Origin of the sequence: Streptomyces sp. NPDC093260 (assembly GCF_040683715.1) — a bacterium.
GTDB classification, from domain to species: Bacteria; Actinomycetota; Actinomycetes; order Streptomycetales; family Streptomycetaceae; genus Streptomyces; species Streptomyces sennicomposti.
On sequence record NZ_JBFBEK010000018.1, the window covers coordinates 150,811 to 175,465 of the forward strand.

Genomic DNA, 24,655 nt, shown 5'->3' on the forward strand with positions numbered 1-24,655 from the left:
CCGCCGCGCGGTGACCGGTGCGATGGGTGCGGGCTCGTGTGCCGCACGATCCCCTGCCCATGTATACGCCGGGGGGAACGGTTCGGTTCCACCGCGGGCCCGAAGGCAACCCCGCAGACGGCCGTCAGCCGTGCCGGACGACCGGCGGGCAAGCGCCCCGGACGACTTCGCCGTACCCCGGGGAATCGTCGCCGGCGGCCGGGACGGCCGGTCCGCCGCACGGCGCCGTGACGGCCTGGGCGGCCTGCTCCCGGCCGTCCGAGCGGGCGAACCACCGCTGGCGGAAAGACCGGTCGCGGCCCGTCCCGCCCGCCGTGCGCGCGGCCGTCACCCCTCGTAGTACGCCCGCACCCGCGCCTGGACCTCCGGGGCCGCGCCCACCTGGTCCAGGCCCAGCAGGGCCGCGCCGAGCACCGGCGGCGCGGTCACCACGCGGGGCGCCGCGTTCGGCGCCCGCTCGGCCAGCAGCCGGCGGACGCCGTCGTCCAGCTGCGGATGGCGGGCGGCCAGGACGCTGCCGCCGAGCAGCACCGGCGTCTTGTCGGCCAGCAGGTCCAGCCGGGTCAGCGCCACCGCCGCCATGGCCACCACCTCCTCGGCCAGCCGGTCCACGATCGAGCGGGCGACGGCGTCGCCGTCGGCCGCCGTGCGGAACAGCACGGGCGTCAGCTCGTGCCGGCGGCGCAGCTTCACGTGCTCCAGGTGCAGCGCCTCGATCAGCGCGTACATGGAGTCCAGCCCGAAGTGGCCGGGCAGGGTGCGGGCCAGCGCCGTCGGCTCGCCGCGGCCGTCCTCGGCGCGCGCGGCGTGCCACAGCGCCTCCTCCGCCAGGGCCCAGCCGCCGCCCCAGTCGCCGGAGATCCGGCCGATCGCCGGGAACCGCGCGGTACGGCCGTCGGGGCGCATGCCCACGCAGTTGATGCCGGCCCCGCACACCACCGCCACCCCGCGCGGCTCGGCCACCCCGGCCCGCAGGATCGCGAACGTGTCGTTGCGGACCGCCACGTCCGCGCCCCACCCGCGCGCGTGCAGGGCGGCCGCCAACTGCTCCTCCTCCACCGGGAGGTCGGCGTTGGCCAGACACGCCGAGACATGCGCGACGGAGGTGATCCCGGCCGCCGCGTACGCCCGGCCCACCGCCTCCGCCAGGACGTCCACCGCCGTCTCGACGCCCACGGTCGGGGGCCGGAAGCCGCCGCCACGGGCCGTGGCGAGGACGGCGCCGTCGGCCGCCACGACCGCGACGTCGGTCTTGCTGTTGCCCGCGTCGATGGCGAGGACGCTTGCGGTCAGGCCCACGCGAGGTGCTCCCGGTTGTGTGCGATCAGCTGGTCGGTGAGCGCCTCGGCGTAGGCGTACTGGCCGATCAGGGGGTGGGCGAGCAGCGCCCTGAAGACCCGCTCCCGGCCGCCGCGCAGCGCCGCGTCCAGGGCGAGTTCCTCGTACGCCGTCACGTTCGCCACCAGTCCCGCGTACAGCGGGTCCAGCGGGGCCACGGGCAGCGGGACGGCGCCGTTCGCGCCCACCGCCGCCTGCACCTCGATCACCGCGTCGTCCGGCAGGAAGGGCAGCGTGCCCCGGTTGAGCGTGTTGACGACCTGGTACGGGCTGCCGCCGCCGCCGAGCAGCGCCGCGGCGAGGTCCACGGCGGCCTCCGAGTAGAAGGCGCCGCCGCGCCGGGCGAGCAGCGCCGGCTTCTCCGCCAGCTCCGGGTCGCCGTACATCGTCAGCAGCTCCCGCTCCATGGCGGCGACCTGCGCGGCCCGGGACGGTCCCCCGCGCAGCTCCTCGACGACCTGGTCATGGGCGTAGTAGTAGCGCAGGTAGTAGGAGGGGACCACGCCGAGGCGGTCCAGGAGCGGGCGGGGCAGGTGCAGGTCCCCGGCGATCCGCTCGCCGTGTTCGGCGAGCAGCCGCGGCAGCACGTCCTCGCTCTCGGGACCGCCCAGGCGCACCCCCGTCTCCCAGGTGAGGTGGTTGAGGCCCACGTGGTCGAGGTGGACCTCGTGCGGGGCCACGTCCAGCAGGGCGGCGAACTTGCGCTGGAAGCCGATCGCCACGTTGCACAGGCCCACCGCGCGGTGGCCGGCCTGGAGCAGGGCGCGGGTGACGATGCCGACCGGGTTGGTGAAGTCGATGATCCAGGCGTCCGGGTTGGTGCGGCGCACCCGTTCGGCGATGTCCAGGACGACGGGCACGGTGCGCAGCGCCTTGGCGAGGCCGCCCGCTCCGGTGGTCTCCTGGCCGATACAGCCGCACTCCAGCGGCCACGTCTCGTCCTGCTGCCGGGCCGCCTGGCCGCCGACGCGCAGCTGGAGCAGCACGGCGTCGGCGCCGGCCACGCCCGCGTCCAGGTCGGCGGTGGTGGTGACCCGGCCGGGGTGGCCCTGCCGGGCGAAGATCCGCCGGGCCAGGCCGCCGACCAGCTCCAGCCGGTCGGCCGCCGGGTCCACCAGGACCAGTTCCTCGACGGGGAGGGTGTCCCTGAGGCGGGCGAAGCCGTCGATGAGTTCGGGCGTGTAGGTCGAACCGCCGCCGACCACGGTGAGTTTCACTGTCGTCTAACCCTTTACTCCGGTGAGCGTGACGCCCTCGACGAACGCCTTCTGCGCGAAGAAGAACACGAGGATCACGGGGGCCATGACCAGCACGGTGGCGGCCATGGTGAGGTTCCAGTCGGTGTGGTGGGCGCCCTTGAAGGACTCCAGGCCGTAGGACAGGGTCCAGGCGCCGGGGTTCTCCGAGGCGTAGATCTGCGGGCCGAAGTAGTCGTTCCAGGCGGCGAAGAACTGGAACAGGGCGATGGCCGCGATGCCCGGCTTCGCCATCGGCAGGACGACCCGGACGAGGGTGCGCAGTTCGCCGCAGCCGTCCACGCGGGCCGCGTCCAGGTACTCGTTGGGGATGGTCGTCAGGAACTGCCGCAGCAGGAAGACGGAGAACGCGTCGCCGAACGCCATCGGGACGATCAGCGGCCACAGCGTGCCGGACAGGTCGAGCTGCTTGGCCCAGAACAGGTACATCGGGATGACGATCACCTGCGGGGGCAGCATCATCATCGAGATCACCAGCATCAGCGACAGATTCCGGCCCCGGAAGCGGAACTTGGCCAGCGCGTACGCCACCGGGACCGAGGAGAGCACGGTGAGCACCGTGCCGAGCCCGGCGTAGAGCAGGGTGTTGCGCCACCAGGTGAGGAAGCCCGGCGTGTCGAACACCTTGCGGTAGTTGCCCCACTGCCAGGTGTGCGGGACCAGATCGCGGCTGAGCGCCTGGCTGTCGCTCATCAGCGAGGTCAGCAGCACGAACACGAACGGCAGCACGAAGAACAGGGCGGCGGCGACACCGAGCGCGTGCACCGCGATCCACTCCAGGGCGGCCCTGCGGCGGGCGGTGCGGGCGGCGGGCGGCACGGGAGCCTCGATCGCGGCCGGCGGCCGGAGCACTTGGGTCATCGTCAGTCACCTGCCTGGATGAGGCCGCCCCGGCGCCGCATCAGGAACGCGGTGAACGCCATCGACAGGACGAACAGGACCAGCGCGACCACACAGGCCGAGCCGTAGTCGAAGCGCTGGAAGCCGAGGTTGTACACGAGCTGGGGGAGGGTGAGGGTGGACTTGTCGGGATAGCCGGGCTCGAACTGCGTGCCGGCGCCCTGGATCACCCCGGAGGCGACCTTCCCGGCGACCAGCGGCTGGGTGTAGCACTGCATCGCCTGGATCACCCCGGTGACCACCGCGAACATCACGATCGGCGAGATGTTCGGCAGCGTGACGTACCAAAAGCGCTGCCGGCGCGAGGCGCCGTCCAGTTCGGCGGCCTCGTACTGCTCGGCGGGCACGTCCAGCAGCGCGGCCATGAAGACGACCATCAGATCGCCGATGCCCCACAGGAAGAGCAGGGTCAGGGCCGGCTTGGACCAGGCGGGGTCGTTGAACCAGCCGGGCGCCGGGACGCCGGCCCTCTCCAGCAGCGAGTTCACCGGCCCCGTGCCCGGGTTGAGCAGGAAGGCGAAGGCCATGGTCGCCGCGACCGGCGGGGCGAGGCAGGGCAGGTAGAACAGGGTGCGGAAGACGCCCGTACCGGTCTTGATCCTGGTGATCAGCAGACCCACGCCCAGCCCGAAGACCACCCGCAGGGTGACCGTGACCAGCACCAGCCACAGCGTGTTGCGCAGCGCCGGCCAGAACAGCGGGTAGTGCTCGAACACGTACCGCCAGTTCTTCCCGCCGCTCCAGGCCGGCGGGTTGAAGCCGTCGTAGTGCATGAACGAGAAGTAGACGGTGGAGATCAGCGGATACGCGAAGAAGACCGCGAAGCCGATCAGCCAGGGCGACATGAAGGCGAGGGTCTTCAGCGCCGCGCGGCGGCGTTTGGACGCCAGGGTGACGGTGGTCATCGTGGGCTATCCCGCCTGCGCGATGTCCGCGTCGATCTGCGCGGCCGTCTTCTTCAGGCCCGCCTTCAGGTCCTTCTCCCTGCCGCTCTCGTAGTCGTAGCCGAACTGCTGGATCGTCACCAGGTACTGGCCGCCGTTGACGGAGGCGGGGGTGGTGGTCGAGTGCGGGTTCGCCGCGATGTCGAGGAACGTCTTGAAGCGCGGGTCGTACCTCAGCTTCGGCGACTTCAGCGCGGCCAGCGTGGAGGGCACGTTGTGGATGTCGTTGGCGAAGCCCACCACCGCGTCGGTGTCCGTGGTGATGTACCGGACGAACTCCCAGGCCGCGTTCTGCTTGCGGCTGGTGGCGGCGATGCCGGTGATGGTGCCGGTCAGGTAGCCCTTGCCGTACTGGCCGACCTGGTCGTCCGGGACGGGCAGCGGGGCGACGCCGATCTCGAAGTCCGGCCTTGCCTCCTCGGCCATCCCGAGCCGCCATTCGCCGTCCAGCTGCATGGCCACCTGCCCGGTGTGGAAGGGGTGCTTGGCCCCCCACTCGTCGCCGAGCGTCGCCCGGAACCCCTCCAGCTTCCGGAAGCCGCCGAGGTCGTCCACCAGCTTCTTCTGCATGGTGAACGCCTGCTCGAAGGCGGGGTCCTCGGCGACGTCGGACTTGCCGTCCGCGCCGAAGTAGGCCGGGGAGAACTGCGCGAGGTAGTGCTCGGTCGTGGTCTCCCAGCCGTGGTAGTCCGGCATGAAACCGAGCCGCTTGAAGCCGTCCCCGTCCGGGACCGTCAGTTTCCTGGCGTCGGCCTCCAGCTCGGACCAGGTCCTCGGCGGCTGCTTGATCCCCGCCTTCTCGAACGCCGTCTTGTTGTAGTACAGCCCGTACGCGTCGCCCAGCAGCGGCGCGGCGCAGCGCTTGCCGTCGAACTGCGTGTACTCGTTCATCGCCTTCGGGAACGTTCTTCCCGGGTCCACGCCCGACTTCTGGAAGAACGGGTCGAGGTCGACCAGCGCGCCCGAGGAGCAGAACTTGCCCACGTTGTTGGTGGTGAAGGAGGAGATCACGTCCGGGGCCTTGTCGCCGCCGGCGCGCAACGCCTGGTTGATCTTGTCGTCCGTCATGTTGCCGACGACGTTCACGTGGATGTTCGGGTGCGCCTTCTCGAAGCCGGCGATCAGCGCCTTGACGGCCGCGACCTCGTTCGGCGCGCTCCAGGCGTGCCAGAAGGTGATCGTCGTCTCCTTGGAGGCGTCGTCGGTCGCGCCGGCGTTCGACTGGCCGGTGCAGGAGGCGGTGGCGAGCAGCGCCATGGTGGCGCAGGCCGCGGCGAGGGCCGCTCTGTGCGGCTTCCGGGACACTTCGGGCATGGCTGGGTCTCCACTGGGGCGGACGGGCTGGACGGGCGGAGTTCGGACGGGGGTCCGGCTGGATCAGCGGGAGGTGTCGAAGACCTCGTCGCGGGCGGCCGCGAGCGCGCTCTCCAGCGCGCCCCGCAGCACGGGATGGTCGCGGACCTCGCCGACCACCAGCCGGGGCCGGGAGGCGGCCAGCTCCTCCAGCTCGGCCTGGACGAGGGCGCGCAGCACCTCGCCGCCGGCGGTGAGCGAGGCGCCGCTGAGGACCACCAGCTCGGGGTCGAGGACGGAGACCAGGGAGGCCAGACCGGTGGCCAGCCGGGTCGCGTACGCCGTCAGCAGGGCGTGGTGGGGGCCGCTGACGTGGTCGGTGGCGCGCGCGACGAGTTCCGCGGCGGCCCGCGGGTACGGTCCCGTCGGCACGTCCTCGACGCCCAGCTCGCGGGCGAGGTCCGCGAGCGCCTGGGAGCCGGCCAGCTCCTGGAAGCCGCCGCTGTTGGCGCGGGTCACCTGCCGCACCAGCGGCGCGCCGGGCACCGGCAGGAAGCCGACCTCGCCCGCGCCGCCGGTCCAGCCGCGGTGCAGCCGTCCGCCGAGGACCAGGGCGGCGCCCAGGCCCTCCTGGTTCCACAGCAGGACGAAGTCCCGGTGGCCGCGGGCGGCGCCCAGGCGCTGCTCGGCCACGGCGGCGAGGTTGACGTCGTTCTCGTACTCCACCGGCATCGGCAGCGCGGCGGCCAGCTCGCCGAGGATCGTTGGGGAGTGCCAGCCGGGCAGGTGGGAGGCGTAGCGCAGCCGGCCGGTGTTGGGGTCGAAGGCGCCGGGGGTGCCGATGACCAGGCGGCGCACGTCGTCGCGGGCCAGCCCGGCGGCCTTCACCGCGCCGTCCAGCGCGTCGGTGACCTGGCGCACGACGGGCAGCGCGGGGCGGCGGCCCGGGGTGGGCAGCTCGTACTCGCCGACCGTGCGGCCGGTGACGTCGGCGACGGCGGCGCGGATGCGGCGGGGGGTGACGTCGAGGCCGGCGGCGTACGCGGCGGCCGGGTTGACCGCGTACAGCTGTGCGTTCGGGCCCGGCCGACCCTCGCTGGTGCCGGTGGCCAGGACCAGCCCGGCGGCTTCCAGCCGGGCCAGCAGCTGGGAGGCGGTCGGCTTGGACAGCCCGGTGAGCTTGCCGATCCGGGTGCGCGAGAGCGGGCCGTGCTCCAGCAGCAGCTCCAGGGCGGCGCGGTCGTTCATGGCGCGCAGGACCCTGGGAGTGCCGGGCGTGCCGCCGCCGCCCGGCGGCGTACCGGTGGTTCCTGCCATCGCGCACCCACCCCCCGGGACTCCTGGTCCGGATCACTGTTAGGAAAGTTTCCTGTTCGAGTGGCAGGAACCTAAGCCCGCCGCGGAGGGGGCGTCAAGACGGAACGCCCCCGGGGCGACGGAGTCGTGACCACGGGGGCGTGCGGGAGGCGGCGTGCGCGCCTGCGCGGGGCTATTTGGGCGCCGGGCGCTGCGGGACTATCGGGGCGGCGGCCTCCGCCTGCGGGGAGGCGGTGTTGGAGAACACGGACGGGGCCGCGACCGTCGCCATCGGGTCCGGCGCCTCCTCCTCCGTCACCGGGGCCGTCGCGCCGCCCACGATGCGGATGTCGGCCGCGTCGAAGGCCCGCTTGATCCGCCAGCGCAGCTCGCGCTCGACCGCCGTCGCCCTGCCCGGCATCGTCCTCGCCGACACCCGGACCACCATCGAGTCGATCAGCACGCTGTCCAGGCCCAGCACCTCGATCGGGCTCCACAGGAACTCGTTCCAGGGCTCTTCCTTGCTCATCTTCTCGGCGACCTCGGTCAGCGTCGCCCTCAGCTTGTCCAGGTCCTCGCCCGCCCTGACGGTCACGTCGACCCCGGCCGTGGCCCAGCCCTGGGAGAGGTTGCCGATCCGCTTGACCTCGCCGTTGCGCACGTACCAGATCTCGCCGTTGTCGCCGCGCAGCTTGGTCACCCGCAGCCCGACCTCGATCACCTCGCCGGAGGCCACGCCCGCGTCGATGGTGTCGCCGACGCCGTACTGGTCCTCAAGGATCATGAAGACGCCGGAGAGGAAGTCCGTCACCAGGTTGCGGGCGCCGAAACCGACCGCCACGCCCGCCACACCGGCCGACGCCAGCAGCGGGGCCAGGTTGATCTGGAAGGTGGAGAGCACCATCAGCGCGGCGGTGCCCATGATCAGGAAGCTCGCCACCGAGCGTAGCACCGACCCGATCGCCGCGGAGCGCTGCCGGCGCCGTTCGGCGTTGACCAGCAGGCCGCCCAGCGACGTGCCGGCGTTGCCCGCCTGCGCGGTGCGGTTCATCCGCTCGATGAGCTGGGTGATCGCCCGCCGGACCACCACCCGCAGCACGGCCGCGATCACCAGGATCAGCACCACCCGCAGGCCGATCGCCAGCCAGGTGGACCAGTTCTGCTCGACCCAGCTCGCCGCCTGGTTCGCGCTCTCCTGCGCGTCCTGGAGCGAGGGCACCGTCACGGCCGGTGACCCCGACGGGGACGGTGAGGGCGCGACGGCCAGTAGGTCGACGGGCAGGGACACGGCAGGTACCTCCAGGTGCGTCCGTCGTCCGGTGGGCGGGTCAGGTGTCGGCGGGATCACGAAAGGGTCACCGGACGGACAGAACCACCACACTAACGGGGCACGGCGTTGGGGAACCGCCCGAGCGCGGGGGCACCCGGTGCACAAGGGGCGCGCACCCGGCTCTGAGCAGGTGGTGTGAACGGATCGTGTTCCGGGGGATCAATGAGGTGTGGTCGAAAACACTCCCAGCCCGTTACCGGGACATGGTGGCGCGTTCACCAGGCCTGAGGGGAGACTGGCTGCAGATCGTCCCGGCGCGAGCCACGCGCCGCCGGCGTACAAGGAGGCCCCCGTGCCGCATGTCCTGGTCCTCAACGCGTCGTACGAGCCCCTCGGCGTCGTACCGCTCCGCCGCGCGCTCGTCCTCGTGCTCGAGAACAAGGCAGTCTGCCTCGAGGAGTCCGGCGCCCATCTGCACAGCGCGACCGTCACCGTCCCCGCCCCCAGCGTGGTCCGGCTCAAGCGTTTCGTGCGGGTCCCCTACCGGGGGCCCGTCCCTCTCACCCGGCGTGCGCTGTTCGCGCGCGACGGAGGCCGCTGCGCGTACTGCGGCGGCATCGCCACCAGTGTCGACCACGTCATCCCGCGCTCCCGCGGCGGCCAGCACGTCTGGGACAACGTCGTGGCGTCCTGTCGCCGCTGCAACCACGTCAAGGCCGACCGCCACCTCGTCGAACTCGGCTGGCGGCTGCGCCACAAGCCCGCCCCGCCCTCCGGCCTCGCCTGGCGCATCATCGGCACCGGCCACCGCGACCCGCGCTGGCTGCCCTACCTCCAGCCGTACGGCGCGGACGACGCGCTGGCACGGATCGACGGGATCTCGGCCTAGGGGGTGGCGCCGGGGGGCGCCTCGGCGCGCGCGTGGCGGGGGTGGCGGGACGAATGACGAGTTCGGGCCACGGTGAGGGCTGAACCCGCCGTTCCGCGCCCTGGAACGGCCCGTGTCCGCCGCCGGCCGGGTCGCCGCCGGTGAGGCCCGCGACGACCTCGGCGGAGATCTCGTTCGCCGTGCACGGCGCGGGCGGCGTGACCTGCCCGGCCCGGTCGGCCGCCGCCCGGGAGCCCGTCCCGGACCAGGCGCTGCGCGGTCGTATCCACCCGCCCCGTAGGGCAGCGGGCGGGCCTGCGGAACGTGGTCGTCGTGCCTCCGGTACGGGAAGGGGAGCGATTGCCTCCGGTCGGGGACAGGTGGGGACTTGTCTGGTTTGCCCTGGCCGCGGGGGCGGGGAGTGTGACCAGGAGCACGTACTTGGCATCGGGGCGTCTGCCGTCGCGCGCACGGGGTAGGGCTGCGGTGATCCCTGGACGCCGCCCGACGCCGTATCCGACAAGGAGACTTCGTGACCGCCCCCGCACACCTTCTGCTCACCGCCCTGACCGACCCGGACCTCGCCGCGGCGGCCCTGCCCGAACCCTCGGCGGAGCCGGACCCCGACCGCCCCGGTCCGCCCGCCGCCCCCCACCTGGACGTCTACGCCACCCAGGGCGCCGAGGCCCCGCTGACCAGCGAGCCGCCGCTGCCCGACGCCGAACCGCTGACCAGCGAGCCGCCGCTCGCCGAGACCGCCCCGCTGACCAGCGAGTCCGCCCCGCTGACCGACGGGTCCGCCGCCGAGTCGGACCCGAGCGGCGCGGAGGTGTAGATGAGCGAGTCCCGGCCGGCCGAACCGCTCGGCGACGACCTGACCCGCCTCGCCGAGCTGCACGGCGTCGCCCCCTCCTACAGCCCCGCGCCGGGCCGTACGGTGACCGCCTCCGCCACCGCGGTCGTCGCGGTCCTGGCCGCCCTGGACGTCGACGCGAGCACCCCCGACGCCGTCCGCGCCGCCCTGGCCGCCCGCGAGGAGGAACTGGCCCGGCGGCTGCTGCCGCCCACGCTGGTCCGGTGGACCGACGCCGGCCTCCCCGAGGCGCTCGCCGCACTGCCGCCCGGCACCCGGCTCACCGTCGAGACCGAGCAGGGCGAGACCCGCGCCGGCGCCGACGGCCTCCCGCCGGGAGTCCACCGGCTCACCGCCGCCGCGCCCGACGGCCGCACCGGCCGGGCGCACCTGATCGTCGCCCCGCCCCGGCTGCCCACCCCGCCGCGGCGCGCCTACGGGCTCCTCGTCCAGCTCTACTCGCTGCTCTCCCGCCGCTCCTGGGGCATGGGCGACCTCGGCGACCTCGGCGAGCTGAGCGCCTGGGCCGGGCGGACGCTCGGAGCCGCCTTCGTGCAGGTCAACCCGTTGCACGCGGCCGTGCCCGGCGCCCCCACCGACCCGTCCCCCTACCGGCCGTCCTCCCGGCGCTTCCCCGACCCGGTGCACCTGCGCGTCGAGGACGTGCCCGAGTACCCGTACATCGAGGACCCCGCGGACCGCGAGCGGGTGGCCGGGCTGCTGGAGCGCGCCGCCCGGCTGCGCGCCGCCGTCCTCGACGAGGGCGCCCTCATCGACCGGGACGCGGTGTGGGACCTCAAGCGCGAGGCGCTGGAAGCGGTGTGCCGCGTCCCGCTCGGCCCCGGCCGCCGCGCCGCCTACGCCGCCTTCCTCGCCCGCGAGGGACGGGCGCTGACCGACCACGCCACCTGGTACGCGCTGGCCGAGAAGCACGGCCCGGACCACAGCCGCTGGCCCGAAGGGCTGCGGGACCCGCGCTCCGCGGAGACCGCCCGCGCCCGCACCGAACTCGCCGACCGCGTGGACTTCCACTGCCGCCTGGCCTGGCTCACCGACGAACAGCTCACCGCCGCGCAGCGCGCCGCCCGTGCGGCCGGGATGTCCGTCGGGCTCGTGCACGACCTCGCCGTCGGCGTGCACCCCGAGGGCGCGGACGCGTGGGCCCAGCAGGACCACTTCGCCGCCGGCATGTCGGTCGGCGCCCCGCCGGACGCCTTCAACGCGCGCGGCCAGGACTGGGGCCTGCCGCCGTGGCGCCCCGACCGGCTGGCCGCCTCCGGCTACGCCCCCTTCCGCCATCTGCTGCGCGCCCTGTTCCGGTACGCGGGCGCCCTGCGCATCGACCACGTCATGGGCCTGTTCCGGCTGTGGTGGGTGCCCCAGGGCCGGCCGCCCACCGAGGGCGCCTATGTCCGCTACGACGCCGAGGCCATGCTCGCCACCCTGGTCCTGGAGGCCGCGCGGGCCGGGTCGGTCGTGATCGGCGAGGACCTCGGGACCGTCGAGCCGGGGGTGCGCGAGGCGCTGGACCGGCGCGGCGTGTTCGGCACGTCGGTGCTGTGGTTCGAACGCGACTGGGCGGGCGACGGCCTCCCGCTGCCGCCCGACCGCTGGCGCGCCGACTGCCTGGCCACCGCCACCACCCACGACCTGCCGTCCACCGCGGCCCGGCTGACGGGCGAGCACGTCGAACTGCGCCACCGCCTCGGCCTGCTCACCCGCCCGCTGGAGGAGGAGCGCGCCGAGGCCGCCGAGGACGTGCGGACCTGGCTGCGGGTGCTCGGCGACCTGGGACTGCTGCACGGCCCCGGGGACCCCTCCGGGGAGGACCGGTGTCGTGAGGAGGAGGAGATCCGGGCCGTCCACCGGTTCCTGCTGCGCACCCCGGCCCGGATGGTCGGCCTCTGGCTGCCGGACGCCGTCGGCGACCGCCGCCCGCAGAACCTGCCCGGCACCTGGGACCAGTACCCGAACTGGCGCCTGCCGATCGCCGACGCCGAGGGCCGCCCGGTCACCCTGGAGGACCTGGCCGGCTCCCCGCGGCTGCGCGCGCTCACCGACGTGCTGCGCGCGGGGGTGACGCCGGAGGCGTAAGGTGCCGCGCGGGCCGGGCGGCTCCCGGCGGGGCGTCAGGGGCACCCCGGACGCGCGGTCCGTTGCGGCGTTCGCTACTTTGGCACTGTGGACAAGAAGAACGCCCTGCGCGCCGGCACCCTGGCGGCCGGTACGACGCTGATGATGCTGCTCATGTCGTCCCCCGCGCTCGCGGTGACCCGCGACGACGGTGACGACCCCGGCTCGGGCCTCGGCGTCGGCGAGACGCTGGGTTACTTCGTCGGCATCCCGATCGTCCTGTTCCTGGTCATCGCCGGCCTGGTCATGGTCCTGGACCGGTCCCAGAAGCAGGACACCAGCCGGAACATCGACGTCCGCCCCAAGGCCGACGTCAAGGCCTGACGAGCCCGGCGACGAAAGCGGGGCCCGGCGCCGTCACGAGCTGACGGCCGCCGTCCGCCCGCGCGCGGGTCCACCCGCCCGCCGACACGCTTCCACCGAGGGCGCCGGCCCGCGCCGTACGCATGCCGTACGGGCGCGGGCCGGCGCCCTCGGCGTGTTCCGGACAGGCGGGCGCGCGGGGCGGCGGGGCGTGTTGACCGGGCGGACGCCGGACATGAGGGTGGGAACGGCGACGTCCGGCAGTCGGCACCCAGGAGGCCTCCCATGCCCGGCACCACCGCACACGGTTCCCCCGCTCCCGTGATCGTCGTCGGGGCCGGCCCCACCGGGCTGCTGCTGGCCGGCGATCTCGCCACCGCGGGGGTCCCCGTCACCCTGGTCGAGAAGCGGCCGCACCGGATCAGCAACCTCTCCCGCGCCTTCGCCCTGCACGCCCGCTCCCTCGAACAGCTCGACGCCCGCGGTCTCGCCGGCGAACTGGAGGCGGTGGGCCGCCCGTTGCGGCGGCTGGCCTTCTTCGGCAGGCTCGGCCTCGACCTCGGCGACCTGCCCTCCCGCTTCGCCCACGTCCTGATCCTGCCGCAGTACGAGGTGGAGGAGGCCCTGGAGCGGCGCGCGGTGAAGGCCGGCGTGGACTTCCGCCACGAGACCGAGGTGACGGGCCTGGCCCAGGACGGCGAGGGCGTGACGGTCGAGGCGCGCGGCCCCGACGACCGCCCCGTCACGCTCCGGGCCTCCTACGTCGTCGGCACGGACGGGATGCGCAGCAGCGTCCGCGAGGCGATCGGGCTGCCCTTCCCCGGGCACTCGGTGATCCGGTCCGTCGTGCTCGCGGACGTACGGCTCACGGACCCGCCGGAGACTGTGCTCACCGCCAACGCCGTCGGCGACGCCTTCGCCTTCCTCGCACCCTTCGGGGACGGCTACCACCGGGTCATCGGCTGGCGCCGGGGCCGGGACCTGCCCGACCACGAGCCCGTCACGCTGGAGGAGGTCCGGGAGACCACCCGGCTCGCCCTCGGCCGCGACTTCGGCATGCACGACGCCCGCTGGTTGTCCCGCTTCCACAGCGACGAACGCCAGGCGCCCGCCTACCGCGTCGGCCGGGTCTTCCTCGCCGGCGACGCCGCCCACGTGCACAGCCCGGCCGGCGGCCAGGGCATGAACACCGGGCTCCAGGACGCGGCCAACCTCGGCTGGAAACTCGCCCACGTGATCCACGGACACGCCCCCGACGCCCTGCTCGACACCTACCAGGCCGAACGCCACCCGATCGGCAGGTCCGTGCTGCGCAGCAGCGGCGGTCTGCTGCGCCTCGCCATGGCCCGGCGCCCCCCGGCCGTGGCGCTGCGCGGCGCGTTCGTCACCGCCCTCGGCCGCTTCGGCCCCCTCAACCGCCGGGTGGCCGGCCAGGTCAGCGGCATCGACCACCGCTACGCGGCTCCCCGCGGCGCCCACCGGCTCGTCGGCGCCCGGGTGCCCGACCTCGCCCTCGCGGGCGGCGGACGGCTGTACGAGGCGCTGCGCGGCGGCCGGTTCGTCCTCGTCGCGCCCTACCCGCACGAGGCCGGCCCCCGCCGAGCCGGGCGACTGGCCGCCGAACGGTGGGCGAGCGACCGCCGCACCGCCCTGCTGGTGCGCCCCGACGGCTACGCCGCCTGGGCCGCCGACACGGCGGACTCCGGCGAGATCGAGGCCGCTCTCGCCGCGCACGTGGGCTGACCTTTCGGTCGCGCTGAAGGGACGCGACGGAAAGTCACGACGGACCTGACGGGTCGCGCGCTGCGACGGTGAGGGACCGCTCCCGCGCCGTCGCGGCGAAAGGACTCCCGATGGCCGCCGTCCCGAACAGGACCACCACACCCGCCCCGAGTCCCGCGCCCACCGCCCGCCCCCGCGGGGCCGCCGCCCTGCCCGTCCTCGCCCTCGCCGTCCTCGCCACGGCCGTCCGGTCCGGCAGCCTCGTCACCTGCCGCGCGCTGCACGACAGCCTGCCGCCCGTCCAGCACGCCTTCTGGCGCTTGGCGATCGTCCTCGCCGCCGTCGCCCCGTTCGGCGCCCGGATCCGCGCGGGCCCCCGGACATGCCGACAGGCCGAGGGACGCCCGGCGGAACACCGGGCGCCCCTCGTGCCGTACCGCGGTGCGGCTACTTGGCCGCCGCGTCCGCCGCCTGGGCCTTCAGGGAGCGTTCGACGCCCGCGCGGGCCTCGGAGACCAGGCGGCGCAGGGCCGCGTTGGGCTCGGCGGAGGACAGCCACGCGTCCGTCTTGCGCAGCGTCTCCTCCGAGACCTGGACCGCCGGGTACAGACCGACCGCGATCTGCTGGGCGATCTCGTGCGAACGGGACTCCCAGACGCTCTTCAGCACCTCGAAGTACCGGTCGGTGTACGGCGCCAGCAGCTCGCGCTGGTCGGTCTGGACGAAGCCCGCGATGACCGCCTCCTGCACGGCGTTCGGCAGCTTGTCCGACTCGACGACCGACGCCCACGCCTCGGCCTTGGCCTCCTCGGTCGGGCGGGCGGCGCGGGCGGTCGCCGCGTGCCGCTCACCGGCCGCGGTCCTGTCCCGCTCGTACTCGCCGGCGATCTCCGCCTCGTCGAACCGGCCGACCGCCGCCAGCCGCTGCACGAACGCCCACCGCAGCTCCGTGTCCACGGCCAGGCCCTCGATCGACTCGGAGCCCTCCAGCAGCGCGTTGAGCAGGTCCAGCTGCTCCGGTGTACGAGCGGTCGCCGCGAACGCGCGCGCCCAGGCCAGCTGGTGGTCGCTGCCCGGCTCGGCGGCGCGCAGATGCGCCAGCGTCGCGTCCGTCCAGCGGGACAGCAGCGTGTCGCGGGCGGCCGGGTCGGCGTACAGGTCGATGGCCAGCTTCACCTGGCGGTGCAGCGACTGCACCACGCCGATGTCGGACTCCTTGCCGATGCCGGACAGCACCAGCGACAGGTAGTCGCGGGTGGCCAGCTCGCCGTCGCGGGTCATGTCCCAGGCCGACGCCCAGCACAGCGCGCGCGGCAGCGAGGACTCGAAGTCGCCCAGGTGCTCGGTGACGAAGGCCAGCGACTCCTCGTCCAGGCGGACCTTGGCGTACGACAGGTCGTCGTCGTTGAGCAGGACGACCGCCGGACGGCGCCGGCCGGCCAGCTGCGGCACGGCGGTCAGCTCGCCGTCCACGTCCAGCTCGATCCGGCCGTCCTCGGCGCGCACCAGCTTGCCGGTCGTCTCGTCCAGGTCGTACAGGCCGATCGCGATGCGGTGCGGGCGCAGCGTCGGCTCGCCCTTGGCGCCGGCCGGGAGCGCGGGAGCCTCCTGGCGGACGGCGAAGGAGGTGATGACGCCGTCGGCGTCCGTCTCGATCTCCGGGCGCAGGATGTTGATGCCGGCCGTCTCCAGCCACTTCTTCGACCACGTCTTCAGATCGCGCCCGGAGGTCTCCTCCAGCGCGCCGAGCAGGTCGGACAGGCGCGTGTTGCCGAACGCGTGCCGCTTGAAGTACGCCTGCACGCCGCGGAAGAACTCGTCCATGCCGACGTACGCCACCAGCTGCTTGAGGACGCTGGCGCCCTTGGCGTAGGTGATGCCGTCGAAGTTGACGAGGACGTCGTCCAGGTCGTTGATGTCCGCCATGATCGGGTGGGTGGACGGCAGCTGGTCCTGCCGGTAGGCCCACGTCTTCATGGAGTTGGCGAACGTGGTCCACGCGTGCGGCCAGCGCGAGCCGGGGGCGTGCGCCAGGCAGGCGATGGAGGTGTAGGTGGCGAACGACTCGTTCAGCCACAGGTCGTTCCACCACTCCATGGTGACCAGGTCGCCGAACCACATGTGGGCCAGCTCGTGCAGGATCGTCTCGGCCCGCACCTCGTACGCCGCGTCGGTCACCTTGGACCGGAAGACGTACTGGTCGCGGATGGTGACCGCGCCCGCGTTCTCCATCGCGCCCGCGTTGAACTCCGGCACGAACAGCTGGTCGTACTTGGCGAACGGGTAGGCGTAGTCGAACTTGTCCTGGAACCAGTCGAAGCCCTGCCGGGTCACGTCGAAGATCGCGTCCGCGTCGAGGAACTCGGCGAGCGAGGGCCGGCAGTAGATGCCGAGCGGCACGGACTGGCCGTCCTTCTCGTACACGCTGTGCACCGAGTGGTACGGGCCGGCGATCAGCGCCGTGATGTACGACGAGATGCGCGGGGTCGGCTCGAACCGCCAGACGTCGTCCTGCGGTTCGGGGGTCGGCGAGTTGGACACGACGGTCCAGCCGGCGGGCGCCTTCACGGTGAACTGGAAGGTGGCCTTCAGGTCCGGCTGCTCGAAGGAGGCGAACACCCGGCGGGCGTCCGGCACCTCGAACTGCGTGTAGAGGTAGGCCTGGTCGTCGACCGGGTCGACGAACCGGTGCAGGCCCTCACCGGTGTTGGTGTACGCGCAGTCGGCGACGACCCGCAGGACGTTGCGGCCCTTCAGCAGCCCCGGCAGGGCGATCCGGGAGTCCTGGAAGACCTCGGTCGCATCCAGCGCGTCGCCGTTGAGCGTGACCTCGTGGACGGCCGGGGCCACCAGGTCGATGAAGGAGGCGGCGCCGTCCTCCGCGACGTCGAAGCGCACCGTGGTCACGGACCGGTAGGTGCCGCCCTCCTGAGCGCCGGAGAGGTCGAGATCGATCTCGTACGAGTCAACGGTGAGCAGCTTCGCCCGCTGCTGCGCCTCTTCGCGAGTCAGGTTTGTGCCAGGCACGCGGTCATCTCCTCGTGATGTGTGGGTGCGGTCATCCTTCCACGTCGCGCCCGGTACGAACGGGCGGTCACCGACTCACGGCGACCGCCCGTCCCCCGTACGCGTCCGTACGGGTCGTGCGCCTCTGCGTCCCCACGGGGCCGAGCCGCCCCGCGCCGCGGTCTACGCGCTCAGCTCGGCCGCCACCAGCTCCGCGATCTGCACCGCGTTCAGGGCCGCGCCCTTGCGGAGGTTGTCGTTGGAGACGAACAGCGCGAGGCCGTTGTCCACCGTCTCGTCGCGGCGGATGCGGCCCACATAGGACGGGTCCTGGCCGGCCGCCTGGAGCGGGGTAGGGATGTCGGAGAGGGCGACGCCGGGCGCGCCGGCCAGCAGCTCGGTGGCGCGCTCCGGGCTGATCGGGCGCGCGAAGCGGGCGTTGACCTGGAGGGAGTGGCCGGAGAAGACCGGCACGCGCACACAGGTGCCGGAGACCTTCAGACCGGGGATCTCCAGGATCTTGCGGGACTCGTTGCGGAGCTTCTGCTCCTCGTCCGTCTCGTTCAGGCCGTCGTCCACGAGGTTGCCGGCGAAGGGCAGCACGTTGAAGGCGATGGGGCGCTTGTAGACGGCCGGCTCGGGGAAGTCCACCGCGGCCCCGTCGTGGGTCAGCTTGTCGGCGTCCGCGACGACCTTCTGCGTCTGGCCGTGCAGCTCGGCGACGCCCGCGAGACCGGAACCGGACACGGCCTGGTAGGTCGCCACGACGAGGGCTTCGAGACCGGCCTCGGCGTGCAGCGGCTTGAGGACGGGCATCGCGGCCATCGTGGTGCAGTTCGGGTTGGCGATGATGCCCTTGGGCCGGTCGGCGATCGCGTGCGGGTTCACCTCGGACACCACCAGCGGCACGTCCGGGTCGCGGCGCCAGGCCGAGGAGTTGTCGATCACCACGGCGCCCTGCGAGGCGACCTTCTCGGCCAGCGCCTTCGAGGTCGCGCCGCCCGCCGAGAACAGCACGATGTCCAGGCCGGTGTAGTCGGCCGTCGAGGCGTCCTCCACCGTCACGCCGTCCAGCACCGTGCCGGCCGAGCGGGCCGAGGCGAACAGGCGCAGCTCGGTGACCGGGAAGCCGCGCTCGGTGAGGATCCTGCGCATGACCGTGCCGACCTGACCGGTGGCTCCGACGATTCCGACCCTCACGGTGTCTCCCTCTGCATGTGCTGTAGGTGCTGTGCGCTCGGTCGAGGCCTTTCCATCATGCGGCCGACCCCGACCCACGTGTCCAATTCTTTGCGCCCCGGCCCGGGGAACGAGACGCGCCCTGCCCGCACACGGCCTGCGGAACTGCCGTACGCACCCCGGTTGAGCTGCAGAAATTCACCCGGTGGGGCCTCCGTGCCGCAAGCTGTGCTGCCGCGTGCCTGCCCGCCCGTCCCCGGCTCATACGGCGGTGTGACGTACGCCTCTGCCCGGGGCGGGCCCCTCCTCGCGCCGCGCCGGGAGTTTTTCCGCCGCCCGCGCCGAACGTTCCGCGCGCCGCCGGCGTCGTAGGACGGGAGCGGGGGAGGGGAGGGCTTGTGCTGCGCAGAAGGGCGCGCCGGGGCCGGGAGGCGGACCACGGGGACCACGGGGGCGACGATCCGCTGGACGCGGCCCAGGAACGCCGGGTGCGGGCGGTGCTCGCACTCGGCGGCGTGCCGCAGGCGGACCTGCCGGACGGGGTGCAGCAGGTCCGCCTGCGGCTGCTGGAACGCGCCGCGAGCGGCCGGGAGGCGCCGCGGGACGTCTCCGCGTGGGCGGCGGTCGTCGCCTCCAACCTCGCCATGGACTGGCACCGCGCCCGGGCCCGCCAGGACCGGCTGGGGGAGCGCCTGGCCGCCCAGCGCCGGCCCGAGCACACCGCCTCCGGCGAGGACACCCGGCTGCTCTCCCTCGCCGTCGCCCAGGGCCTGGACGAGCTGCCCGGCCCGCTGCGCCAGGTACTGGTCCTGCGCTTCTACGCCGACCTGCCGGTGCGGGACATCGCCGAGCAGCTCGGCGTGCCCGAGGGCACGGTCAAGAGCCGCCTGCACACCGCCGTCCGCGCCCTGCGGACCCGGCTGCACGAGAACGAGGTGGTGTGACGTGACGGCCCCCCATGACGGCGCCGACCCGCTGCTGGCCGCGATCCTGGACGAACCGCCCCCGAGGTCGGCGTCCCACGACCCCGCCTACCTGACCGAATACGAATCGGCCCGCACCGACCTGGCCACGCTCCGCGCGCAGCTGAACCTCCTGGCGGACGCCCTGACGGAGGAATCCCCGGACGCGGCCCCGCCCCAGGGGCCGGCCCCGGCGGCGGGTGCGGGGCGGGTGGCCGGGCCGGCCCCGCGGCCCGGCCGGGGCCGGCCCGCCGGGCGGGGGACCGCGCCGCGCCCCGTCCGGGGCGGTCCCGGGCGGTCGTCCCGGCGGCCCCGCGGGGCGCGCCGTGCGCGGGGCGTCGCCCTGCGTGGGCTGGTCGCCGCCGGTGTCGTCGCCGTCGCGCTGGGGTTCGGGTGGCTCGCCGTCCAGGGCGGCGCGGGTGACGGCGCGGCCAGTGGCGCCGACACGGCGAGCGCCGGCGAGGCGCGTCCGGGTGACCCGGCCGAGAGGGGGGTGGCGGCCGATGGCGAGACCGCCGGAAGCGGAGCGCCCGGCGGGAAGGCCGCCGGGAGCGGGGCGGCCGGGGTGTTCGAGGAGCCCGGGTACCTGGCCTGTGCCCGGCTCGTGGCCGAGGGGGACGTGCTCCGGGTGGCTCCCGTGAGCGGCAGCGCGGAGGTGCGGGTCACTCTGCGGGTGACCCGTGTCTACAAGGCCGACCGGTCGGCGAAGGAGGCCGTCGTCGCCCTGACCGGCCCCCTCGGGTTCGGCGTCGGCGACCACGTGCTCGTGGCCGTTCCGCGCCGCGCCGACGGAGCCGGCGCCTGGCTCGTCGGCGAGCGGACCATCGCCCCGCGGCGGGACCGTCTCGCCCGCGCGCAGGCGGACGCCCCCACCGGCGCCTGCGGGTGACGCACAGCGAAGAGGCGGGCGCCCACCGGACGCCCGCCTGCCTCCACACGGTGTGCGTTACTGCACGACCTTCTCGATCCGCACGCTGCCGAGGCCCGCGACCGTGCCGCGGGCGTTCACCAGTTGCACCTGGCCGAAGAACTCACGGCCCTCCGGCGCGGCGGCGGCCGCCGTGACCGTCCCGGTCACCGTCGCCACGGCACCCGTGCCCAGCTTCACCGGCGCCGCGTCGTCCACGGTCACCGCGCCGAGTGCCGGGGAGAAGAACACGTCCCGGTAGTCGTACTCGGTCGAACCGGACGGCACCGAGTAGGCGGCGACCTCGATCGTGTAGACGCCGGCGGCCGGCTTGGCGATCGACACCGCCTCCTCCGAGTCGCCGTCGGCGGACTGCGCGACCTGCGCGCCCTTGGCGTTGTACACCGTCAGGTCCAGGTCGGCCGACTTGTCGGAGACGCCGCCGATCGCGACGTCCAGCGACTGCGCGCCCTCGGGCACGGTCACCGTCGTGGTCTGCTTCTCTCCGGACTTCACGGTCGGCCGGGCCGACTTCGCCGAGCCGAGCGGGCCGCCGACGAGCTTGCCGTCCAGCGCCGCGTACTTGTTGGTCACCGTCCAGGAGGCGGTGGCCGGGGAGCCGACCCTCGCCTCGGGAACGGTCACGGTCGCCGGGTCGAACGCCGCGCCGAGCACGGTGACGTCCAGCTTGTACGGGTTGTCGAGCAGCGGCGAGGTGCGGCGCGCCTCGACCTCGATCTCCCACACGCCCGCCTGCGGGTCGGCGTAGGAGCGCAGGTCGGGACGGCAGCCGTTGCCGTCCAGGTAGTGCGGGTAGCAGTAGGGGGTCGAGGTGTTGTCCACCGGGACGCCGTAGGGGTGGATGGCGATGAACCGGGTCTGGCTCTCGCCCTTCAGCCCGCCGATGGCCACCTCCAGCGACTTGGCGCCCTCGGGCACGGTCACGAAGTACGACTTGGTGCTGTTGCGCTGCACGCTGCCGGAGGCCGTGTAGGTGTACTGCACCGGTGCGGCGACCACGACCGTGGTGAGGATCTGCCGGTCGACGCCCTCGGTCTTCGGGTCGTCGAGTTCGAGGATCGCGCTCTTGAGACCGGCCGACTCCGGGGTGGCGCGGACCTTGACGGTGACCGGCTGGTTCAGCGGCAGCTTCACCTCGTCGGAGCCGACGACCCGGAAGGTGCCCTCCGTGTTGTTCTCGAAGTGCAGTTCGTGCCGGACCGCCTTGTCCGGGCCGGACGTACGGGTCAGCGTGATGTCGTACGTCCTGCTCTGACCGGCCTTCAGGCCGCCCTCGCGGTCGTAGAGGCCGGTGCCGAAGCCGGGCGTCTTCAGCGCGTAGTCGATGGCGGTGTCGACCGGGGCCTTGACGGTGTAGTCGTGCGCGGAGGCGCCCTCGCGGATCGACTTCCAGGCGTCCACGACGTTGATCAGGCCCGCGCCCTCCTCGTAGGCCTGGACGCCCTTGATGTGGTCGGCGGTCGAGGTGAGCGCCGTGCGCAGGACGGCCGGGGTGAGGTCGACGCCCTTCTGCTTGGCGGCGCTGAGCAGCAGCGCGGAGGCGCCGGCGGCCTGCGGGGAGGCCATCGAGGTGCCCTGGAGCATCGAGTAGCCGGCCGGGAGGGAGTAGCCCGCCTCGGCGACCGGGGAGCCGGGCAGCCAGGTCTGGGTGGTGTTGACGGCCGCGCCCGGCGCGGTCAGCGTCGGGGTGAACCCGCCGTCCTCACGCGGTCCGCGCGAGGAGAACGGCATCATCTGGTACTTGGTCTTCACCTCGGAGCCGTAGTCGGCCGCCCAGGTCTCCTTGGAGACGGACGCGCCGACCGAGATGACCTTGTCGGCCAGACCCGGGTCGCCGATGGTGTTGGCGCCGGGGCCGGAGTTGCCCGCGGAGATCACCAGCTGGACGCCGTAGGTGTCGATGAGGCGGGTGTACAGCTCGGCGCGCGCGTTGTTGCCGTCGTTGAGCGCGGGCAGACCGCCGATGGACATGTTGACGATGTCCACGCCGCGGTTGGCGACGAGGTCGATCATGCCCTCGGTGAGCGCGACGTTCGTGCAGCCGCCGGTCCAGGTGCAGGCGCGCGAGGAGACGATCTTCGCGCCAGGGGCCGCGCCGTTCATCCTGCCGCCGAACAGGCCGTTGGCGGCGGTGATGCCCGCGACGTGGGTGCCGTGCTCGGACTCGATGACGCCGATGTTGACGAAGTCGGCCTTCTGCCCGACCCAGGAGCCGCCGTAGGGGTCCATCGGCACGTCCTTGCGGATCTGCACGACGAACGGCTGCCGCTCGGCGACGTCGGTCTTCGGGTCGTCGGTGCCGAAGTACCCGACCTGGTGGTCCTCCTTGTACGGCTTCATCGGCGTGTCGTCGGTGAAGTCGTTGTCGTTGTTCAGGTCGACGCGGACCGTGCCGGCCGCCGGGTCGTACAGGACGCCCCAGGAGTCGGTGGTGTCGCCGTCGCGGTTGGCGTCGCCCTTGGCGTCGCCGCCGGCGGTCGCGGACTCCTTGAACGTGCTGATCTGGTACGAGCCCGCCGGGGCCTTCCAGGTCTGGCCGCCGTAGCCGAACTGAGGTCCGGAGACGGGGGTGACCATCGGGCGCCAGGTGGCGTCGCCGTCGAGGATCGGGTCGGTGGCGGTCACCCAGTCGACGATCTTGCGCTCGCCGGTGGTGGTCTTCTGCAGGGCCGGGTGGCCGAGGTCCACGCCGGAGTCGAGGATGCCGATGGTGACGCCGCGGCCGTCCGCCTTCGGGTTCTGCCGCACGAAATCGACGGCGCCCGTCTCGAAGGACGGGTTGTACGGGTTCTCCGCCGGGGTGTTCCTGCCCGGGGCGGGGTACGTGGCGCTCCTCTTGCCGCTCGCAGCCTGCGCGCTGTCCCCGGCCGGCGTCGGGTCGTCGAGCTGGATCTCCTGCCGCAGGTCGATGGCGTGCACCGAGGACAGCTTCTCGGCGGCGGCGATCGCGGCGTCGGCCTTCGCGGTCGGCACGGTCGCGCGGACGTAGCCGACCTGGTCGTAGGTGCGGCCCACCGAACCGCCCTTGACCGCCTCCAGCTGCGCGGCGACCTGCTCGGTCCGGCCCGGCGCGGTCGCGATCATCATCGTGACGTTCTTGGCGCCGTCGGCCTTGGCCGAGGCGAGCAGCTCGGCGTCGTCCGGACCGAGCTTGGCGCTCGCCGACTTGACGGCCGGGTCGGCGGGCGCGGGGCCGTCGCCCTGGGCGGCGACGGCCAGGGGTATCGGCCCGGCCGCGGAGAGCGCGGCCACCACGCCGGCGGCCACGGCTATGCGGGCCAGACGTCTCGCGCCCGGGGCGCGCTGGGAGTCGGAGGTCATCGGCATCCCTTGCAGATAAAGGAACCAGGCGAGGTGCGATCAGGTTCGATCGCGGCCGTCCGGATTTCGGAGCCGGACGATCGCTCAGCTTTACCTGAGAGGAAGATGTTTGTGGAGAGTTGACCGTAGCGTGAGGGACGCATGGCGTACTTCCGCCATGCGCCACCGGGGACGCACCCTGTCGAACTCCCCCATACCGCCAGGGGTTCGGTGCGCCCGACCGCACGCCGTGGCGGCTTGCCTGCGCACGGTCGCCGCGGCCGGACGCCACCTTGGCACGCGGTGGGGCTGCGGCGCGCACCGGCGGCGGCCGCGCCGGGCCGCGCACCGCCGCGCCGGGGTCCGCCCGAACCCGCGCCGGCCGCGCCCTCGCTGCCGTAACGTCTGCTCATGCGTGAGGAGTTGCGGGTGGCGGCCTACGCCGTGTGTGTGCGGGACGGACAGATGCTGCTGGCGCGGTGGGTCGCACGGGACGGCGCACGCCGCTGGACCCTGCCGGGCGGCGGCATGGAGCACGGCGAGGACCCCTACGACACCGTGGTGCGCGAGGCGGAGGAGGAGACCGGCTACACCGTCGAACCCGTCACCCTGCTCGGCCTGGACTCGATCCGCCGCACCTACCCCCGCCCCCTCGGAGCCCAGGCCGACTTCCACGGCCTGCGCATCGTCTACGAGGGCCGGGTCACCGGCGGTGAACTGCGCAACGAGACCAACGGTTCCACCGACCTGGCCGCCTGGCACCCCCTGGACATGGTCCCCGACCTGCGACGCGTCGAACTGGTCGACGTGGGCCTGAGGTTGTGGCGCGAGCGGCCGGGGTCGGGCAGGGTCCCGGGCGACAAGGGGTAACGCCTGCCGCGGCGCGGCCGAGGTGGGCGGCGTCGCGGGCCGGGCGGTGGCGCGGTGCCCGTGCCCCGTGCGTCGCCGGAGGGCGGCGGGCGGCCCGCGCCCGGTGTGTGACCGCACGCGGAGGGGCCGCCGGGTGCGTCTTGGGTTCTAGTGGTCGTTGCAACACCCCAGTTCAAGGGGTGCGATGGACTTCGAGATCCGAGGGGACCGGACTCCGCAGGGGCGCAAGAAGCT

The 24,655-nt window shown here is 73.6% G+C and carries 18 protein-coding genes and 1 pseudogene; 9 read left to right on the forward strand and 10 right to left on the reverse strand.

Going from position 1 to position 24,655, the window contains the following annotated elements; genetic code table 11:
* Nucleotides 1-327 precede the first annotated feature (327 nt).
* The 7 genes from AB0N63_RS23245 to AB0N63_RS23275 form a co-directional block, all read right to left on the reverse strand.
* On the reverse strand, nucleotides 328-1,299 hold the full coding sequence (locus tag AB0N63_RS23245; protein WP_365531026.1) for a BadF/BadG/BcrA/BcrD ATPase family protein: 972 nt from the start codon (nucleotides 1,297-1,299) through the stop codon (nucleotides 328-330).
* On the reverse strand, nucleotides 1,290-2,555 hold the full coding sequence (locus tag AB0N63_RS23250) for a 6-phospho-beta-glucosidase (RefSeq protein WP_365531028.1): 1,266 nt from the start codon (nucleotides 2,553-2,555) through the stop codon (nucleotides 1,290-1,292). The genes AB0N63_RS23245 and AB0N63_RS23250 overlap by 10 nt, the downstream gene beginning before the upstream one ends.
* A 6-nt stretch (nucleotides 2,556-2,561) precedes the next feature.
* The gene (locus AB0N63_RS23255) at nucleotides 2,562-3,455 is read right to left on the reverse strand and encodes a carbohydrate ABC transporter permease (RefSeq protein ID WP_365531030.1); all 894 of its coding nucleotides are present in this window, start codon (nucleotides 3,453-3,455) and stop codon (nucleotides 2,562-2,564) included.
* A 2-nt stretch (nucleotides 3,456-3,457) separates the two neighbouring features.
* On the reverse strand, nucleotides 3,458-4,399 hold the full coding sequence (locus AB0N63_RS23260; protein WP_365531032.1) for a sugar ABC transporter permease: 942 nt from the start codon (nucleotides 4,397-4,399) through the stop codon (nucleotides 3,458-3,460).
* Nucleotides 4,400-4,405: 6 nt separating this feature from the next.
* Nucleotides 4,406-5,752, reverse strand: a complete 1,347-nt coding sequence (locus AB0N63_RS23265) for an ABC transporter substrate-binding protein (protein WP_365531034.1) — start codon at nucleotides 5,750-5,752, stop codon at nucleotides 4,406-4,408.
* A 63-nt stretch (nucleotides 5,753-5,815) separates the two neighbouring features.
* The gene (locus AB0N63_RS23270; RefSeq protein WP_365531036.1) at nucleotides 5,816-7,048 is read right to left on the reverse strand and encodes an ROK family transcriptional regulator; all 1,233 of its coding nucleotides are present in this window, start codon (nucleotides 7,046-7,048) and stop codon (nucleotides 5,816-5,818) included.
* A gap of 172 nt (nucleotides 7,049-7,220) precedes the next feature.
* Entirely contained in the window at nucleotides 7,221-8,315 is a 1,095-nt protein-coding gene (locus AB0N63_RS23275) for a mechanosensitive ion channel family protein (protein ID WP_365531038.1), read from the reverse strand.
* 334 nt (nucleotides 8,316-8,649) lie between these two features.
* Between AB0N63_RS23275 and AB0N63_RS23280 the strand changes: the two genes are divergently transcribed.
* From AB0N63_RS23280 to AB0N63_RS23305, 6 genes and pseudogenes are all read left to right on the forward strand, one after another.
* The gene (locus tag AB0N63_RS23280; protein ID WP_009188639.1) at nucleotides 8,650-9,186 is read left to right on the forward strand and encodes an HNH endonuclease; all 537 of its coding nucleotides are present in this window, start codon (nucleotides 8,650-8,652) and stop codon (nucleotides 9,184-9,186) included.
* Nucleotides 9,187-9,697: 511 nt separating this feature from the next.
* Entirely contained in the window at nucleotides 9,698-10,000 is a 303-nt protein-coding gene (locus tag AB0N63_RS23285; protein WP_365531040.1) for a hypothetical protein, read from the forward strand.
* Nucleotides 10,001-12,112: a 4-alpha-glucanotransferase gene (gene malQ / locus AB0N63_RS23290; protein WP_365531042.1), complete on the forward strand. Its 2,112-nt coding sequence runs from the start codon at nucleotides 10,001-10,003 to the stop codon at nucleotides 12,110-12,112. It begins immediately after the preceding gene.
* Between the two features lie 87 nt (nucleotides 12,113-12,199).
* Nucleotides 12,200-12,475 (forward strand): hypothetical protein, encoded by a 276-nt coding sequence (locus AB0N63_RS23295; RefSeq protein ID WP_019983768.1) that lies wholly within the window; start codon nucleotides 12,200-12,202, stop codon nucleotides 12,473-12,475.
* A 264-nt stretch (nucleotides 12,476-12,739) separates the two neighbouring features.
* On the forward strand, nucleotides 12,740-14,197 hold the full coding sequence (locus AB0N63_RS23300) for an FAD-dependent monooxygenase (RefSeq protein WP_365531044.1): 1,458 nt from the start codon (nucleotides 12,740-12,742) through the stop codon (nucleotides 14,195-14,197).
* Between the two features lie 110 nt (nucleotides 14,198-14,307).
* A pseudogene (locus tag AB0N63_RS23305) lies at nucleotides 14,308-14,538 on the forward strand (EamA family transporter); the annotation flags it as partial.
* Nucleotides 14,539-14,623: 85 nt separating this feature from the next.
* Here AB0N63_RS23305 and pepN read toward each other — a convergent pair.
* Nucleotides 14,624-17,203, reverse strand: a complete 2,580-nt coding sequence (pepN, locus tag AB0N63_RS23310; protein WP_365531046.1) for an aminopeptidase N — start codon at nucleotides 17,201-17,203, stop codon at nucleotides 14,624-14,626.
* A gap of 162 nt (nucleotides 17,204-17,365) precedes the next feature.
* Nucleotides 17,366-18,382 carry an aspartate-semialdehyde dehydrogenase gene (locus AB0N63_RS23315; protein ID WP_365531047.1) on the reverse strand — a complete coding sequence of 339 codons (1,017 nt, stop codon included), beginning with the start codon at nucleotides 18,380-18,382 and terminating at the stop codon, nucleotides 17,366-17,368.
* 377 nt (nucleotides 18,383-18,759) lie between these two features.
* Between AB0N63_RS23315 and AB0N63_RS23320 the strand changes: the two genes are divergently transcribed.
* Both AB0N63_RS23320 and AB0N63_RS23325 read left to right on the forward strand, forming a co-directional pair.
* A complete protein-coding gene (locus AB0N63_RS23320; protein ID WP_365531049.1) occupies nucleotides 18,760-19,305 on the forward strand; it encodes a sigma-70 family RNA polymerase sigma factor in 546 nt (181 codons plus the stop codon).
* 1 nt (nucleotide 19,306) lies between these two features.
* Nucleotides 19,307-20,212: a hypothetical protein gene (locus AB0N63_RS23325; RefSeq protein WP_365531051.1), complete on the forward strand. Its 906-nt coding sequence runs from the start codon at nucleotides 19,307-19,309 to the stop codon at nucleotides 20,210-20,212.
* A 57-nt stretch (nucleotides 20,213-20,269) separates the two neighbouring features.
* Here AB0N63_RS23325 and AB0N63_RS23330 read toward each other — a convergent pair whose 3' ends face one another.
* Nucleotides 20,270-23,572 (reverse strand): S8 family serine peptidase, encoded by a 3,303-nt coding sequence (locus AB0N63_RS23330; protein ID WP_365531053.1) that lies wholly within the window; start codon nucleotides 23,570-23,572, stop codon nucleotides 20,270-20,272.
* Nucleotides 23,573-23,962: 390 nt separating this feature from the next.
* Here AB0N63_RS23330 and AB0N63_RS23335 point away from each other — a divergent pair, with 390 nt between their 5' ends.
* Nucleotides 23,963-24,421, forward strand: coding sequence for an NUDIX hydrolase (locus AB0N63_RS23335; RefSeq protein ID WP_365531055.1), 459 nt, complete (start codon nucleotides 23,963-23,965; stop codon nucleotides 24,419-24,421).
* Nucleotides 24,422-24,655: the final 234 nt, after the last annotated feature.

What these genes read in the sequence shown, in the direction of transcription:
- AB0N63_RS23255 (WP_365531030.1), bottom strand. Translation starts at nt 3,455, where the DNA reads ATGACCCAAGTGCTCCGGCCGCCGGCCGCGATCGAGGCTCCCGTGCCG.
- AB0N63_RS23260 (WP_365531032.1), bottom strand. Translation starts at nt 4,399, where the DNA reads ATGACCACCGTCACCCTGGCGTCCAAACGCCGCCGCGCGGCGCTGAAG.
- AB0N63_RS23265 (WP_365531034.1), bottom strand. Translation starts at nt 5,752, where the DNA reads ATGCCCGAAGTGTCCCGGAAGCCGCACAGAGCGGCCCTCGCCGCGGCC.
- AB0N63_RS23270 (WP_365531036.1), bottom strand. Translation starts at nt 7,048, where the DNA reads ATGGCAGGAACCACCGGTACGCCGCCGGGCGGCGGCGGCACGCCCGGC.
- malQ (WP_365531042.1), top strand. Translation starts at nt 10,001, where the DNA reads ATGAGCGAGTCCCGGCCGGCCGAACCGCTCGGCGACGACCTGACCCGC.
- AB0N63_RS23300 (WP_365531044.1), top strand. Translation starts at nt 12,740, where the DNA reads ATGCCCGGCACCACCGCACACGGTTCCCCCGCTCCCGTGATCGTCGTC.
- AB0N63_RS23330 (WP_365531053.1), bottom strand. Translation starts at nt 23,572, where the DNA reads ATGACCTCCGACTCCCAGCGCGCCCCGGGCGCGAGACGTCTGGCCCGC.
- AB0N63_RS23335 (WP_365531055.1), top strand. Translation starts at nt 23,963, where the DNA reads ATGCGTGAGGAGTTGCGGGTGGCGGCCTACGCCGTGTGTGTGCGGGAC.